At 32.9% G+C, this 13,779-nt stretch carries 15 protein-coding genes; 2 read left to right on the top strand and 13 right to left on the bottom strand.

Features of this window, described 5'->3' with window-relative positions:
- Positions 1–7: 7 nt before the first annotated feature.
- The 6 genes from ACJ5H0_RS00220 to ACJ5H0_RS00195 form a co-directional block, all read right to left on the bottom strand.
- Positions 8–517 (bottom strand): NUDIX hydrolase, encoded by a 510-nt coding sequence (locus ACJ5H0_RS00220; protein ID WP_411246663.1) that lies wholly within the window; start codon positions 515–517, stop codon positions 8–10.
- Positions 459–734, bottom strand: a complete 276-nt coding sequence (locus ACJ5H0_RS00215; protein ID WP_411246662.1) for an NUDIX domain-containing protein — start codon at positions 732–734, stop codon at positions 459–461. The genes ACJ5H0_RS00220 and ACJ5H0_RS00215 overlap by 59 nt, the downstream gene beginning before the upstream one ends.
- 687 nt (positions 735–1,421) lie before the next feature.
- Complete coding sequence (locus ACJ5H0_RS00210) at positions 1,422–1,664, bottom strand: hypothetical protein (RefSeq protein WP_411246661.1); 243 nt, start codon at positions 1,662–1,664, stop codon at positions 1,422–1,424.
- Complete coding sequence (ligD, locus tag ACJ5H0_RS00205) at positions 1,661–3,589, bottom strand: DNA ligase D (protein ID WP_411246660.1); 1,929 nt, start codon at positions 3,587–3,589, stop codon at positions 1,661–1,663. Before ligD ends, ACJ5H0_RS00210 begins: the two co-directional genes overlap by 4 nt.
- A gap of 100 nt (positions 3,590–3,689) precedes the next feature.
- Positions 3,690–4,358, bottom strand: coding sequence for a DNA polymerase ligase N-terminal domain-containing protein (locus ACJ5H0_RS00200; protein ID WP_411246659.1), 669 nt, complete (start codon positions 4,356–4,358; stop codon positions 3,690–3,692).
- Between the two features lie 93 nt (positions 4,359–4,451).
- Positions 4,452–4,634: a DUF3606 domain-containing protein gene (locus tag ACJ5H0_RS00195; RefSeq protein ID WP_411248027.1), complete on the bottom strand. Its 183-nt coding sequence runs from the start codon at positions 4,632–4,634 to the stop codon at positions 4,452–4,454.
- Between the two features lie 274 nt (positions 4,635–4,908).
- On the opposite strand from ACJ5H0_RS00195, the gene ACJ5H0_RS00190 reads away from it, so the two are divergent.
- Together ACJ5H0_RS00190 and ACJ5H0_RS00185 are read left to right on the top strand one after the other, a co-directional pair.
- Positions 4,909–5,166 (top strand): divalent metal cation transporter, encoded by a 258-nt coding sequence (locus ACJ5H0_RS00190; RefSeq protein WP_411246658.1) that lies wholly within the window; start codon positions 4,909–4,911, stop codon positions 5,164–5,166.
- 46 nt (positions 5,167–5,212) lie between these two features.
- The gene (locus ACJ5H0_RS00185) at positions 5,213–6,166 is read left to right on the top strand and encodes an NRAMP family divalent metal transporter (RefSeq protein ID WP_411246657.1); all 954 of its coding nucleotides are present in this window, start codon (positions 5,213–5,215) and stop codon (positions 6,164–6,166) included.
- A gap of 473 nt (positions 6,167–6,639) precedes the next feature.
- On the opposite strand, the gene ACJ5H0_RS00180 is transcribed toward ACJ5H0_RS00185, so the two are convergent.
- From ACJ5H0_RS00180 to ACJ5H0_RS00150, 7 genes are all read right to left on the bottom strand, one after another.
- On the bottom strand, positions 6,640–7,092 hold the full coding sequence (locus ACJ5H0_RS00180; RefSeq protein ID WP_411246656.1) for a hypothetical protein: 453 nt from the start codon (positions 7,090–7,092) through the stop codon (positions 6,640–6,642).
- 39 nt (positions 7,093–7,131) lie between these two features.
- Positions 7,132–7,446 carry a helix-turn-helix domain-containing protein gene (locus tag ACJ5H0_RS00175; protein WP_411246655.1) on the bottom strand — a complete coding sequence of 105 codons (315 nt, stop codon included), beginning with the start codon at positions 7,444–7,446 and terminating at the stop codon, positions 7,132–7,134.
- Between the two features lie 29 nt (positions 7,447–7,475).
- The gene (locus ACJ5H0_RS00170; RefSeq protein ID WP_411246653.1) at positions 7,476–7,916 is read right to left on the bottom strand and encodes a transposase; all 441 of its coding nucleotides are present in this window, start codon (positions 7,914–7,916) and stop codon (positions 7,476–7,478) included.
- 978 nt (positions 7,917–8,894) lie between these two features.
- Positions 8,895–9,692 carry a hypothetical protein gene (locus tag ACJ5H0_RS00165; RefSeq protein ID WP_411246652.1) on the bottom strand — a complete coding sequence of 266 codons (798 nt, stop codon included), beginning with the start codon at positions 9,690–9,692 and terminating at the stop codon, positions 8,895–8,897.
- A complete protein-coding gene (locus ACJ5H0_RS00160; protein WP_411246651.1) occupies positions 9,637–9,951 on the bottom strand; it encodes a hypothetical protein in 315 nt (104 codons plus the stop codon). The genes ACJ5H0_RS00165 and ACJ5H0_RS00160 overlap by 56 nt, the downstream gene beginning before the upstream one ends.
- A gap of 98 nt (positions 9,952–10,049) precedes the next feature.
- On the bottom strand, positions 10,050–10,337 hold the full coding sequence (locus ACJ5H0_RS00155) for a helix-turn-helix domain-containing protein (RefSeq protein WP_411246650.1): 288 nt from the start codon (positions 10,335–10,337) through the stop codon (positions 10,050–10,052).
- Between the two features lie 1,713 nt (positions 10,338–12,050).
- Positions 12,051–13,565 (bottom strand): M1 family metallopeptidase, encoded by a 1,515-nt coding sequence (locus ACJ5H0_RS00150; protein ID WP_411246649.1) that lies wholly within the window; start codon positions 13,563–13,565, stop codon positions 12,051–12,053.
- Between the last annotated feature and the right edge of the window lie 214 nt (positions 13,566–13,779).

The following is a 13,779-nucleotide window of genomic DNA, read 5'->3' as shown; positions in this document are numbered from 1 at the left end:
AAAAAGGTTATTTTATAAGTTTTGTATTGTTTTTCTTGTAAATTTTAGCGTCAAATCTGTAGTACCTTGCTGCACGGTGTGACACATCTTTTTGAATTTCATCCAAGGGAACAATATAGGGGAACGAAGAAATTTTTTTATGAAAATTCTTGATGTCAATATTTTTTTCACTTAATGCACTATAGAGCTGATAGAGCTGTCTGATGGTGAATCTTTTCGGCAGCAGTTCAAAAATGATAGAGAAATCAGATTCAATCCATTTTCTGATCTCCATTAGAGATTCACTGATAATTTTGTTGTGATCAAAAGGCAGTCCCGGAACTTCATCAATAGGATACCAGTCTACGGTATCATATTTTGTACTGTTGATCTTGTGGTCTATTTTACAAAGAGAAAGATAAGCCACTGTAATGATCCTGTCTATATGATGTTTGTATTCCTGATCCATCCATTTGATATCATGTGCATTGCTTGCTCTCATGGGATCTGCAAAGCATTTGAACTGTTTGAGGACCATTTTTTTTAATCCCTGTAAGTTCGTGCAGTACTCTTTGTGCAGCATCATCCACATCTTCGTCGCTGAAAATCAAACTTCCGGGAAGCTTGATTTGTTTTTCCAATGGTACATCATCTACATGACGTTGTACTAATAATATATTCAACCGGTTTTCATGGTCAAATCCAAACACAACGCAATCTACAGAGACGTAGGTATGAATAAAATTCTGATTCATTAGTTTGTTAACATTTTGGTAACATTACAAATATAAAAATTCATCTGAATAAAAAAAATAAATCCATCATTATCTACTGCTTATCAACACATTACATATCGAATTTTTATGATATGAATTGTATAAAAATTATGATAAGGTTATCATTAAAAATACACTTACTTATTTCATAAGACATGAATTCACAATTAATTGCAATACCGTGACCGCAAAAAGATGATTATTTTTTTTTAAATAAATATTATGATAAGAAGAATCATTTTTTTTTTCATTTTAGCTGAAAAAAAAAATGTAAAAAAGACACTTTTTATTATGAAAAAGTAAATAAAACCCGATTTTTATTCACCAATTTTCCACTCTAGCAGCAAAAAATTATGAAACAATAAATTTAACAGCTGTGATTATTTGATCTGGTATCCGTCAAAAAAATCCAATTATAACTTGGAATTGCCAGATGATTTCGATATCATCTACTGCTATCAAAAGACAGGCAAGATGTTTACTATGAAGAAGAAAATTAGTGTTGAAAACAAAAAATATATGGCAACTTTATTGTCGGTCATTAATTGCAAAGAAACTTATATTCTGCAGTGTCCATCTCTGGACACCACAGAATATTAAATCTTTTACTGATGTAATAGTCCGGAGAATCTGAACTATGTAATTTCTTCATTACTATTTCCTGGCTTAGCTCTCATCCTTTGTATTCTTGACTAAGCTGATTCCAGCAAAAAAGAAAAGTAAACCGATAATTCCCACCACGATAATCGGCATATTGGCTACACCTTTGGTGATTAAGCCATTTCCTACATAAATAAGGCCACCTATCCCAAGTAGGGTTAATATTGTCCCAAAAATTCTTTTGACGTTCATGATATTATTTTTTATTAGGTTAGTATCCACTATTTCTGACTTGCTCAAATTTTTCATTTTCCAGCATATTTATCAATTATCTTTTTAAGGTCAATTCCCTTTCCTAGCACTGGCTTAAATATATCGCCTTCACTTTGCAATCGCTCCAACGTATTGAAAATATGAAAATCACTCATTTTAAGTCCCTTTTTAACTTCATCCCAATGCAGAGGCATAGAAACAGTCGCCCCAGGTTTTGGTCGCACAGAATACACCGATGCAATAGTTGCATGAGGCCTGTTTTGTAAAAAATCAAGATACATTTTTCCCTTACGGTCTTTAATGACTCGTTCCAAACTTGTATAATCAGGAAGTTCTTGATGTACCAAGGTGACTATTACGCGAGCAAATTCTTTGGACTGTTCATATGTATATTTATTTCCCAACGGAATATAGATATGAAGACCGGTCGATCCACTTGTTTTGCAGTAAGAATCTATACCCATATCATCTAAAATCTGTTTTGTAACCTGTGCGGTTTCGATTACCTGATCAAAAGAGTTTTTATCAGGATCGAGGTCTATGATACAGTATGTCGGATGTTCAGGCTTTTTTATTGTACTATTCCAGGGATTCATCTCTATACAGCCAAGATTTGCCATATATAACAATGTTGCTTCATCTTTCCCAACAAGGTAGTGCTTGTCCTCATTATCTGTTTCACTCCTATACAAAAAAGTATCAGCCCAGTCCGGTGCTGTATCGGTCACATTTTTAAAATAAAAGCTTTTACCTTCAATACCATTGGGAAATCGGTTCATACTCTGAGGGCGGTCCTTTAAATAAGGAAGAATAAATGGTGCTACCAGGTAATAGTAATTGATCAAATCGCGTTTAGTAATTTTTGCTTTTGGCCAAAAAACTTTATCCAGGTTTGTAAATTTAAGTTCGTGCTTATTGACGCTTTTCACCTGTGTCTTTTCAGTAGGATTCAATAAGGTTTTCCTTTTCATTTTGCCAGCAGGTTTTATTATTTTTTCATGATGTTCATCAGTAATCTGAGCTGTATCAATTTCTTTTTCAAGAATAATTTCCATTGGGTCTTTATCTTCCCGCATCCCCTCAAAGGAAGGGTGACGCATTACTCCATCACTGGTCATTTCTGTAAAACTTACTTCACAGATAAGTTTAGGCTTTAGCCATGTAACGGAAGCATGAGGGGGATTAGGCCGAAATCGGGAAGGTTTGTTGACATCGGGCTCCTCAGAAAAAGGAGGCTTATTAGTGAACAGTGGCTTAAATTGTTCCATCATCTCCTTCTGCAACTTGTCATTAAATCCTGTGCCCACTTTTCCTTTATACACAAGATCTTTACCTTCATAAACTCCTACAAGGATGCTGCTAAAAGATTTTCTGGAGTCATCATTCAACGTAAAACCTCCAATAACCAATTCCTGTCTTTTATTGGCCTTGATCTTAAGCCAGTCCTTTGTCCTTACATGCACATGGTACAAACTATCCTTCTTTTTGGCCATTATGCCTTCAAGTCCCATATTCTTTGCAGCTTCCAAAAATTCTATCCCGGAAGTATAAAATGGTGTACTGATTTTTATAATATCATTCTCCTCTACTATTTCTTTTAGAATGTCCTTCCGCTGACATAAGGTAAGGTCTGTAAGGTCCTTTCCATCATGCCATATAATGTCAAAGACATAGTACAGTAAAGTTCCGTCTGCCTCACTGCGCCAGTTTTGTAATGATCCGAAGTCAGCCTTGCCATCCTCCCCTACAACGACTATTTCTCCATCCAAGATAACATTAAGATTAAGCGCCTTGAGCGAATCATATACCGGATAAAATTTCTCGTTAAAGCTTTTGTCATTACGAGATTTGATCTCAACCTTGCCCCCTTTTAAAAAGGACACTGCCCTGTACCCATCCCATTTCACTTCATAGAGCCAATTTTTATCTTCAAAGGGCTTATCCACAAGTGTAGCAAGCATTGGTTCTACATGATTGTAAAAAGCCTTTTTTGGCGCGCCTTTTAAAATCTTATCCACATCAATATCCTCCTTCTCTGATCTGTTTGAGCTTAATTGTTCCTCAATGAGTTCTGGAGTCGTTTTTTTTTTCAGTAGTTTTATCTTTGAGCCTACTCTCCTTTTTTACATTCGGTTTTCCATAAACTTTATCTGGAGATTTTTCCATCTGGACTATTGTCTTTTTGGAAATCACGGATTTATCTTTTAATGTAATATCCCTGGTCGTTGCGTATTTATCTTCAAGCTTCATCAGAAGCCAGCTATTCTCGCCCCTACCATAAGCTTTTACCAAGGCGAATTCTCCTTTTAGTTTTTTACCATTTAGCTTTATTTTCAACTTACCGGCATGAAGTTGGTGCAATAGATTTTCCTCCTGCTTTTTCAAATCTCCTTCCACTGGCTCCGAAGGTTCATAAGTACCTTCGTCCCAAACAATCACCGTACCCCCACCATACTGTCCCTTTGGGATAATACCTTCAAAATCCCGGTAATCATATGGATGGTCTTCAACCATCATAGCAAGTCTTTTAATATTCGGATCCAGGGAGGGTCCTTTAGGAACCGCCCAACTTTTTAACACTCCGTCCATTTCAAGACGAAAATCGTAATGAAGATGGGAAGCATCATGTTTCTGAACAACAAACCTCAATTCTTTGCCAGATGGCTTACCCCCAAAGGGTTCGGGAGTCTTTTCTTCTGACCGCTTTTCACGATATTTTTCTAAAGCCATACCAATTGTTTTTTAAGTTAATGGATTTTAGAATCTAAAAATTTGGCCGCACTTAACAAATGCACAGCTGACACTCTAATGATGCAAATATTGCTATTTTTGGTGACGCTTCCTTAAGTAATCTTCTAATGTTTTTCGGTCATTAGAACCGGTTGCTTTTATAGCACCAACAACGGCTTGTGAGGTTACTCTCATTTTTTCCTTGAAATACTGGATTTCATAATTTTCTGAACCACTTACCTGTTTGCGGTCTTTTTTTCCCTTTTTTGGATTTATCGTCTGTCATGGTTTAATATTTTAAGTGATTTACATTTGGTGATTAAAAAAATACAAATATTACGCCGTTACGTATTATTTATTTTATACAATAATTAAAAAAGAAAGTTTGAAATCGAAGACTTATGATTTTAAGTGAGTACGTTGTACGGAACGATAAATTTTAATAATAGAGTTATACATGTTCATAAGCTTCTTTTTGCCAAGATGTATTGGCTTGGATTTTGTTATTTCGTGAGAGGGCTAGTTATGGATCAAATTAAAAAATACTCCTATGTCAAATAATAAAAATGATTCAAAGGTTCTTGCTTTTTTCAAAAAACTAGGGCCAGGTCTAATAACTGGTGCCAGCGATGATGATCCTTCAGGTATTGCAACATATTCCCAAGCAGGTGCACAATTTGGTCTTTCAACTTTGTGGACTGCTTTACTAACTTTCCCTCTCATGGCAGCTATACAAGGTATGTGTGCAAGGATTGGTCTTGTTACGGCAGAAGGTCTCACAGTTACACTGAAAAAAAAACTATTCTAAACCAATACTATATGGAATGCTCATATTTAGCTTTCCTGCAATAACCTTGAATATTGGTGCAGATATACAGGGAATGGGAGCTGTCGCCCATATGATCTGTCCAGCAATTCCTGTTTCGGTTTTTTGTGTGGTTCTAACAGCTCTTCTTCTTTTTATAATCATCAGATATCCGTACCAGAAGATAGCAATGATATTAAAATGGTTATGTCTTAGCTTACTCCTTTACATTATTGTTCCCTTTCTAGTTGGTCAGGATTGGGCTATGGTTGCAAAAAAAACTTTCATACCAACTATTAAATTTGATAAAGAATTCCTCTCCATTATAGTAGCCATTCTTGGAACAACAATCTCACCGTATCTTTTTTTCTGGCAAACCACTATGGAAGCAGAAGATCAAAAGCATAAAGGTGTCGTTTTCGTAGATAAAAGTATATTGAGTGAAATGAAAACTGATGTAAACTTAGGAATGTTATTTTCCAACATGGTGATGTTTTTTATGATTCTTACAACAGGTACTGTGCTGTTCAATGGCGGAATTCACAAGATTGATACCGTGGACCAAGCAGCTAAGGCTCTTGAACCGTTGGCAGGAAAACTTACCTATTTTATTTTCGCATCTGGAGTTTTGGGTACAGGAATGCTGGCTATTCCGGTGCTCGCAGGCTCGCAATCTTATATGCTTGCAGAGACATTGGGATGGAAAGCAGGCCTTGATAAGAAGTTTTCACAGGCCAAACCTTTCTATGGATCTATAATTATATCGTTACTTATTGGTCTATCACTCGATTTTTTTGGTGTAAGCCCTATTAAAGCACTTTTATACACAGCAATTGTTTACGGATTGACAGCGCCCATAATGATTGCTGTCATTATGCACATTGCAAATAATGAAAAGATTATGGGTAAACATACCAATACAAGGTTATCAAATATTTTAGGAGTGTTAACATTTATAATTATGACAACTGCAGCCGTAGGGCTGATTTATTTTTTGTTTTAATTTGGTCTCTTTAAAGGAAATATTAGCCAAAAACTCCCATCAGATGTGGAAGCAATATCTTTCAGAGCTATAAATTTTCAAAATGATTGATTATACAGGGCTCTGAGCAATCATTGTTAAATAAATATTTTGCCTTCGTTGTTTATAACAACTATCAATACTTTAGTTTTTGGTGTATTTAAATTATAAGTTAAAATAGTTTTATAATACTATCTACTACTTATATTTTCCGGCATGTAAATTACAGTGAAGAACGGAAAAAAACGACTTCACTGCTAAACAGTATCAATCTTGAAAGCGGTAAGCAGATCGGAAACCTTACTAGCAATCTGGGTATAATTGCGTCAATCAATTTTTAGTCATACTTATACTTTTAAGCATTACTTGATTTAATATGAGCCAAATAAAATAAATATTGAGCATCTTTTATCTGTTTCTAAATACAAATGACAAAAATAATAGATAGAGAATCTTTACTTCTGTGAGAAGGAATTGACCATCTTTCGGTAATCACTGTCACTTATATCAGATACCTTGATCTTAATTTTAAACGGCATTTCTTTTTCCTTCAAATCAACTTCGATTACAATTATATCAGCAAACATTGATCTTTCCATTTTAAGCGACCTTAATTTATTCACAGGATACTCAACCAAAGGAAATACGATCCCTTTTTTTGATGGATGATAGTATTTGATTGAAAATATGAAACCACTATTTTCAAACTGAAATACTTTAAGATTCGTTATTTTTTTAAGGATTATTAAACTTACCACAAAAAAAACTCCTACCAGTGTCCATCTTAATTCCAGCGGTATGAAAGATTTTAAGACAGATCCAGCTAATGCCAAACAGCAATTCATTGCTAGAAGGAATTGCAAAATCCTCATCTTTGATATTATCCTATCTTTATTTGATATCATCATAAATTTATGAATAATTTTACTATACTATTTTAATTGAATTTATATGACAAATAGCTTTTTCCAGCGGGCTACAGTATTTCTACTTAACCTATAATGGCTGGCTAATTGGGAGTTACTTAATTTGTTGTTTTTCTGGTATTGAAGTATTTCAATAATGGTATCTTGATTATAAGAACGGTGCCTTTTGCTAAACTTCCAACTTTCTGCAGTGACTGCTCCAAATATGATCGTGTTAAGATCTATTACATCCAGATGTGATAATACTTCTTTATTTAATAAGCTTTTGCATTCTTTCTTTTTATGTGGAAACCTTGTGTTCAGAATATCAGTATAAATTTTTTTGTAATCTGGCATTTTATCTAGTACATCTATTTATTTTATTTCTATTTTACTTTGTATTTTATCATCCATCTGCGTAGTGTTGATTTGGGGATTTTGTAATCATTAACTACTTCACGTTGCGTTTTTTCATTATTTTCAATTATTTCAAGTATGTAAAATATCACTTCCTTCGTATAAAGGTTCTTCCTGAACTGTGGTAATACAGATTCAATTGGTTTGTTATAATTCACTCCGACAGGAGAAGTAAATAGTATGAGGTGTTGTGAAAAAAAACGGAAAAAGTCGTATTCTAAAAGCTTACACCACTTCAACAGTACCTTTGTTTCTAATGTGTCCTGCTCATACATATTATTAATTTCCTTTTCCTGAAGCTTCAGATTACTACATATTCTATTCATGTCCATGTCCATTTCCTTTACACGGGTCTTTATAAGGGAACCAATATGAATTTCTTTAAAATCAACGTCCATCGCTTTATGCATTTCTAATTATTTCTCGTAAAGCCTTCTCCATCGCTCTTAGATTATCGGTACTCAACCCGTGCAGGTGAAAAGAGATCGCTTCTGTATTACCATCACTTTTTTTTTATAACCATGGTGAGATTGGAATTTTCAATTACGCAGCTTTGTATCATTACTGATGGAAATTCCTTTAATATTCCGTGATGATATCTTTTAAAAGGATGGCAATACCTGATCTTTATCTGTGTGTATGAGCTTTCAAATTCAACCTCACGTATAGCGGAAAGTGCTAGCGAAAATATCAGCAAAAAAAAGACTCCAGCAATTATCGGAATCGCGTTATACTCAAAATGCATGATTGCACAGCTTATGATCAATGAGATATCAAGAAATATCAAACATAAAATAATAAACATAAATAGCTTTACATATCTCCTATTATCGAGTTTAAAGATATCTTTCATTATATTTTCTTAAAATTCTGGTAAATAAATTTGCCCAAGCAGAAAGTCCTCCGGTGTAAATTTGTAGGGACATTGAAGGATTATTGTTTGCTTAATTGCTAAAAAAGTGATTTCTGTCCGCAGTAAACCATGTACTGGTCTTAAACTCGGGATGATTTCCTAAATTGGTATCAAACGATTATCCTAAGTACCAATTTTGATGAGGAAATATTACAAAACCTTGTGTAAAAAACAATCTTTGCCCAAGTGCCAATATAAGCTACCAGACTAGTTACTAAAGAATAGAATGTTTTCATATTTTAATTAAAAATCTTCAAGTAGTTTTTTGCTTTAACGATAAAAGCCTTCTTTATTAATCCATCGATTTTAGAATTTAATCGGTAAAAGAAAAGTTTGAATCTTCACTTTTCATATTCAATAAAATAAAAAAACCATGATGCAATGATAAAGAATGAAAACATCATAAACATTAAAAAACACTAGTACATTTAAAGAATATTCCGTGAATTCTACAATAAAAAAAACATATAAACATCTAATTACAAGATCTATACAAGCCGTTTCGTATAAATTCATTGGCTTTCCTAATTTTCCTTACTTTATGGGCAAGAACTAGTGATAAAGCTGTAGAAAACAAGATTAAGATAATGGTCAATTTCACTATTTCGTTGTTCTGCTGTTGTATTTTTTGATCAGCATTTTTCTTATTTTGTAATAATAAATTATTCAGGATCTCAATCTGAATTTTATTTTTTTCTGCCATCTTCCGTTGATAGAGGTCATCAAAATATCTACTCTTTTCAATATCTTTCATTTTCAGAAAATTATGAGATAGCAGTAAACAAATGTCAGTATCTGTGTCAGAAATGTTTGATTTATCCTGGAGCTTTAAAATAGAAAGCAATACTTCATTGGAACGATTAAAATTGTTTCTAAGAGCCAAAATTTTCGCAAAACCCAAAACAACAAATTGATTCAATATATCAGAATATATTTGAGGAGCACTTGCTGATGCATAAATGTCCGATCGCTTTACTTGCGAAAGAATGAGAAAGCGTTCTGCGTCTTTCAGATTATTCATCTCTATTAGACAATATGCTTTATTAAGATATGCTAACTTAATATTCATTTGAGAAAGAGGATCTTTTCCTAATCGATAAGCAGAGATTGCCTGATTAAAGTATACCAATGCCATATCACAATCCAACGTGTAAGCATAGTTCATCCCCTTCAAATAAAGGATATTACCTTTGATACTTGATTCAGAATTTGGCAGTTTATTTTTTTTTAAGAATATCCTCTGCTTTATCAAGATAAAATTTGGCTTTATCATTCACTTGTAGGGACTGATAAATATTTCCTAAAATTCCCAAAAACTTTATTTGTAATACTTTATTATTTGATTGTTCAGCCAAATCCAGTCCTTCAGTTCCGTAACGTATTGCTTCACTAAACCGTTGTGTCTGATTACTGACATTGAGCAAAGAAAAAAGTAGCCGAACTTTGAAGTTATCTTCTAAATCGTTGTCTTCATATATTTCAACGCTTAACCTATAGGCTTTTTCAGGATTTGAAATTAGATATTTCTCCATCTCTTTTACATTTAGAGAATCGTGTTTCTGACAATTAAAATTACCAAAACATACAAATAAAATAAGAATATATACAGATCTAAAGTTCAATGGCACAATTATTTTAGAAGTTGGATATACTGCGCTGGAGAAACGCCTTCGATACTTTTGAATACAGAAGAAAAAACACTGTGAGATGAAAATCCACTCTCCTCTGCCAGATATTTAATCTTATAGCTTCTATAAACCTTTTCTTCATTAAGCTTTTCCTTGATATAGTTGATTCTCATCTCGTTAATATAGGCTGTGAAATTTTTATTTTTATAGGTATTAATGACATCTGAAATATATTTTGAATTGGAGTCCAGTTTTTTAGCCAATGCCTGGATAGAAATATTTGAATCCAAAAAGAAATTCGTCGATTCCAATTTTTCCAGCCTCTCTAAAAGAGCAAGTTTTACGTTTTCTGAAATGACTTGAGGCTTTTTTTTTCTTCAGCGAATTTGTTTTTAACTTATTTGCAATTAACTGATAGCTTTTCCCATTTAGTTTTTCATGCCGTATTTGGAGAACAAATAAAATAAATACAATGCACGATAAAAGAATTACCCCAACTACTATAATTATTCCTTCTTTCTTTGCAGAAATATACTCATCATTTTCGGTGGCTTCAGTCAGATGGATCCATTGTGATCTTGCCTTTATTATTCCTTTAACCTTTTTCTGGATCTGTTCATTTAGTTGATCTGAGTTTAAAATATAATTAGAAACATTTTTTTTTCTTGAAATAGTAATCCTGTAAAAAACTATAATAGGTAGTCCGTAATTGAAAATTAGTTGAATTATCTATCTCTATTTTTTTTATTGCTAACCAATTATCAGAAACATTTGTGAGAAATAATTTCTTTTTTAATATTTCAAATTCCACATCAGACGGATAGTAAGAAAATATTTTTAAAATCGGAATACGAAATTCAGGAACTTTATTTATCCAATCATTTTCACTTAGATTAATTAAGATAAACCTAAAACTGTCTCTGAAATTATGTGTATTCTCATTCGTAAGTTTAGAGGTAATGGCTAAAATTTTTTTTTAATACTTTCTCTTTTGATCCGTGTAAGATTAATTCGTTAGCACTTAAAATTTCCTCATTAATCTTACATAAAAGATTCTGATTATTGTCAGTATTGAAATTAACTTGTTTGATACCAGCTGAATAGAGCACATTCTTATACATAATAATTCCTTCTGCATTTTGTTGATCATTAGTTTGAATTATTTCCTGAAGTGCATCAGTATAATTGTTCTCATAATAATACGCCTGTACTAGAAGTCTATTACATTGATTTAATACCTCTTTACTTTGATTATTTTTTTTTTAAAAAACAGATTAGCTCTCTGGCTTTAACAGGATCAGATATCATTTGTGAATCTATTTTTTGAAATATTTGCTTTGTATCTGATAAATGCTGTGCTGATAGTTGCTGAAAGAGTAATGCGAAAAGAGATGCTAGAAAAAGTCTCATATTTATTCAATAAATTTTATTAAAATATCAGATCAGCTCTATCAAACCTCATAAATTTATCAAAAGCAAATCAATACCCTAGGATTTTACACTTGTATCGCTATCGTTTATAAAAGAGTATTATAACATTCAAAAATAATAAAAAAAAGGTTATGAATAATTAAATAAAGCTATAGCTTAAAACTGTTAGTAAAAACCAGCCATTTAGATTATTGCCTTTTTGCAATAACTAAAGGAGTAAAAAATGAAAAGATTACGGAGCTAATCCTTTGAGATGGATTGTAGTTCTCTATCTACAGGTAAATAATGGACCCGAATTCACCAGTCATCACTTTGAACTCGGATGTAAAAATCAAGACATCGCAATTCATTTTTATTCAGTATGGAAGATAATTAACCATATTAATAATAAAACGCTTTATCCAGTTGGATAAAGGCGTTTTATTATTGTATTGTTGATATGAAAATCGAATTACAAGAAGTTAAACAAATATTCCTCATATCACACCTGAAAAAAGTTACTTAATACTTGAACTAAATTCTAACAGTGGTATTGTGGGAAATTTTCCTTTGAAAAAACGACCCCAATAAAATTATTCTTTTGTTCTTAACGTTTTTATATAGAAGTTAGGATCAATATTAACTTGATTAATAAAAGTATTTTTCAGATTATATGATTGCCAAGAGGTGCTTGGTGTAACCCAGCCTTCGACACCAATAATCTTAATCGGCATTGTAAAATTATTGATACAATTCGTAAATCGATAGTGCAGTTTATGGTTTGTTATAAAATATTCAACTACTGGAATTTGAGAGACTCTCAGATACTGGTCGAATATAGCATTAAAATTTATTCCTGACTGAACATTGATATAATTCTCAATTTCTTTTGTTGTGACGACCTTATGATAAAATTGCTCGTTAAGCCCACGCAGTATTTTCAAAAATTTCTCGTCATCATCTATTATAACCTTAATCATGTGGATAAGAGACCAACCCTTTACATATCCGTCTGAACTTCCGTCTTCATTGATGCCATATCTTCCAATAACGGGTTTATCATTTTCAATGGTTCTGTATCTGCCAGAAAGAAACTCTTCCCCGGCTTTTTTTCCAAACAGATCCGAAAGTACAAGTTCTTCAGCCAGGCCTGCGAATCCTTCCTGAATCCATCGATCCGCAATATCACCGGCTGTAATACTATTTCCGAACCATTCATGTGACATCTCATGGATAACGATTCTGTCAGTTTTTTTACCCCATCCCGTTTTTGAAACATCATTTCCTTTGTATGTTCCTTTTGTATAGTTATTACCATATGCAATTGCACTCTGATGTTCCATTCCTATATAGGGCGCTTCTACAATTTTGAATCCATCTTGATAGAACGGATAGGGACCAAACCAGTGTTCCAGTGACTTCATTGCCTGAAAAGATTCAGGAATTAAATGATTTTCAGCCTTTTTCTTATTATAATCGAGAACCCAATAATCCATGCTTAGCTTTCCATTCTTTCCTATATAATACTTTTTGATATTGGTATAGTTCCCTATATAGAAAGAAATACCATAATGGTTGATAGGATTAACGACTTTCCAGGTATATTGCATGGCTCCGCTCGATATCCGTTGTTGTTTTGTCAAACGTCCATTACTTATAGCATTTAAAGATGGACACGTAATTACAGAAATAGAAGCACCGTTATCCGGTTCATCATACAGCATATTTTTACATGGATACCACAAACTGGCTCCTTTATACTGACAGGCTACTGAAATCCAAGGACGATTTAAAGAATCTTTACCCCATACAAATCCACCGTCCCATGGCGGGGAAACAGACTCTGTCGGTGTACCTGAATAATAAACACTAATTGTATATTTCTTATTTTTACGTTTCCTAACTCCTGTCACATACCAGATATTACCTTTATTTTGCAAACTGAGCTTTGTGCCGTTTTGAATAACACTGTCAATTACTAATGGTTTTACAAGGTCAATCTGCATGAATTCAGCAGGCTTTTCAGAAATTACTTTATAACTTATTTTATTATTTCCTGTAATAGTTTTTCTTTTATAATCGGGTTTAATAGTAATATCATAGGACATTAAGTCCCACCAGCTTTTCTCAGGTGTTAAAGAGCCGATTAGAGAATCTTCTTTAGATGGCTGTTGCGCAGCAAACCAATTCGTTAAAAAAAAATATAAAAATAAATTTTAGCATAGATATATAGTTTAATTGCCTTTTTCCATATAATCAGGGTATTTTTCAAAATCTAATTGCCAATAGAATTTAATTGACATTAGTGCTATAGGATTAAAA

Origin of the sequence: Chryseobacterium proteolyticum, from assembly GCF_046591535.1 — a bacterium.
GTDB classification, from domain to species: Bacteria; Bacteroidota; Bacteroidia; order Flavobacteriales; family Weeksellaceae; genus Chryseobacterium; species Chryseobacterium proteolyticum.
Note: the sequence above shows the minus strand (reverse complement) of the source record. Positions and strands in the feature narration are given on the sequence as shown.

Excerpts from the sequence above, each read along its gene's own strand:
- ACJ5H0_RS00170 (WP_411246653.1), bottom strand. The coding sequence starts at position 7,916 with ATGCATAAAGCGATGGACGTTGATTTTAAAGAAATTCATATTGGTTCC.
- ACJ5H0_RS00190 (WP_411246658.1), top strand. The coding sequence starts at position 4,909 with ATGTCAAATAATAAAAATGATTCAAAGGTTCTTGCTTTTTTCAAAAAA.
- ACJ5H0_RS00215 (WP_411246662.1), bottom strand. The coding sequence starts at position 734 with ATGAATCAGAATTTTATTCATACCTACGTCTCTGTAGATTGCGTTGTG.
- ACJ5H0_RS00160 (WP_411246651.1), bottom strand. The coding sequence starts at position 9,951 with ATGGAGAAATATCTAATTTCAAATCCTGAAAAAGCCTATAGGTTAAGC.
- ACJ5H0_RS00180 (WP_411246656.1), bottom strand. The coding sequence starts at position 7,092 with ATGATGATATCAAATAAAGATAGGATAATATCAAAGATGAGGATTTTG.
- ligD (WP_411246660.1), bottom strand. The coding sequence starts at position 3,589 with ATGCTTGCTACACTTGTGGATAAGCCCTTTGAAGATAAAAATTGGCTC.
- ACJ5H0_RS00150 (WP_411246649.1), bottom strand. The coding sequence starts at position 13,565 with ATGTCCTATGATATTACTATTAAACCCGATTATAAAAGAAAAACTATT.
- ACJ5H0_RS00175 (WP_411246655.1), bottom strand. The coding sequence starts at position 7,446 with ATGCCAGATTACAAAAAAATTTATACTGATATTCTGAACACAAGGTTT.
- ACJ5H0_RS00165 (WP_411246652.1), bottom strand. The coding sequence starts at position 9,692 with ATGATAAAGCCAAATTTTATCTTGATAAAGCAGAGGATATTCTTAAAA.
- ACJ5H0_RS00210 (WP_411246661.1), bottom strand. The coding sequence starts at position 1,664 with ATGAAAAATTTGAGCAAGTCAGAAATAGTGGATACTAACCTAATAAAA.
- ACJ5H0_RS00200 (WP_411246659.1), bottom strand. The coding sequence starts at position 4,358 with ATGGCTTTAGAAAAATATCGTGAAAAGCGGTCAGAAGAAAAGACTCCC.
- ACJ5H0_RS00220 (WP_411246663.1), bottom strand. The coding sequence starts at position 517 with ATGGTCCTCAAACAGTTCAAATGCTTTGCAGATCCCATGAGAGCAAGC.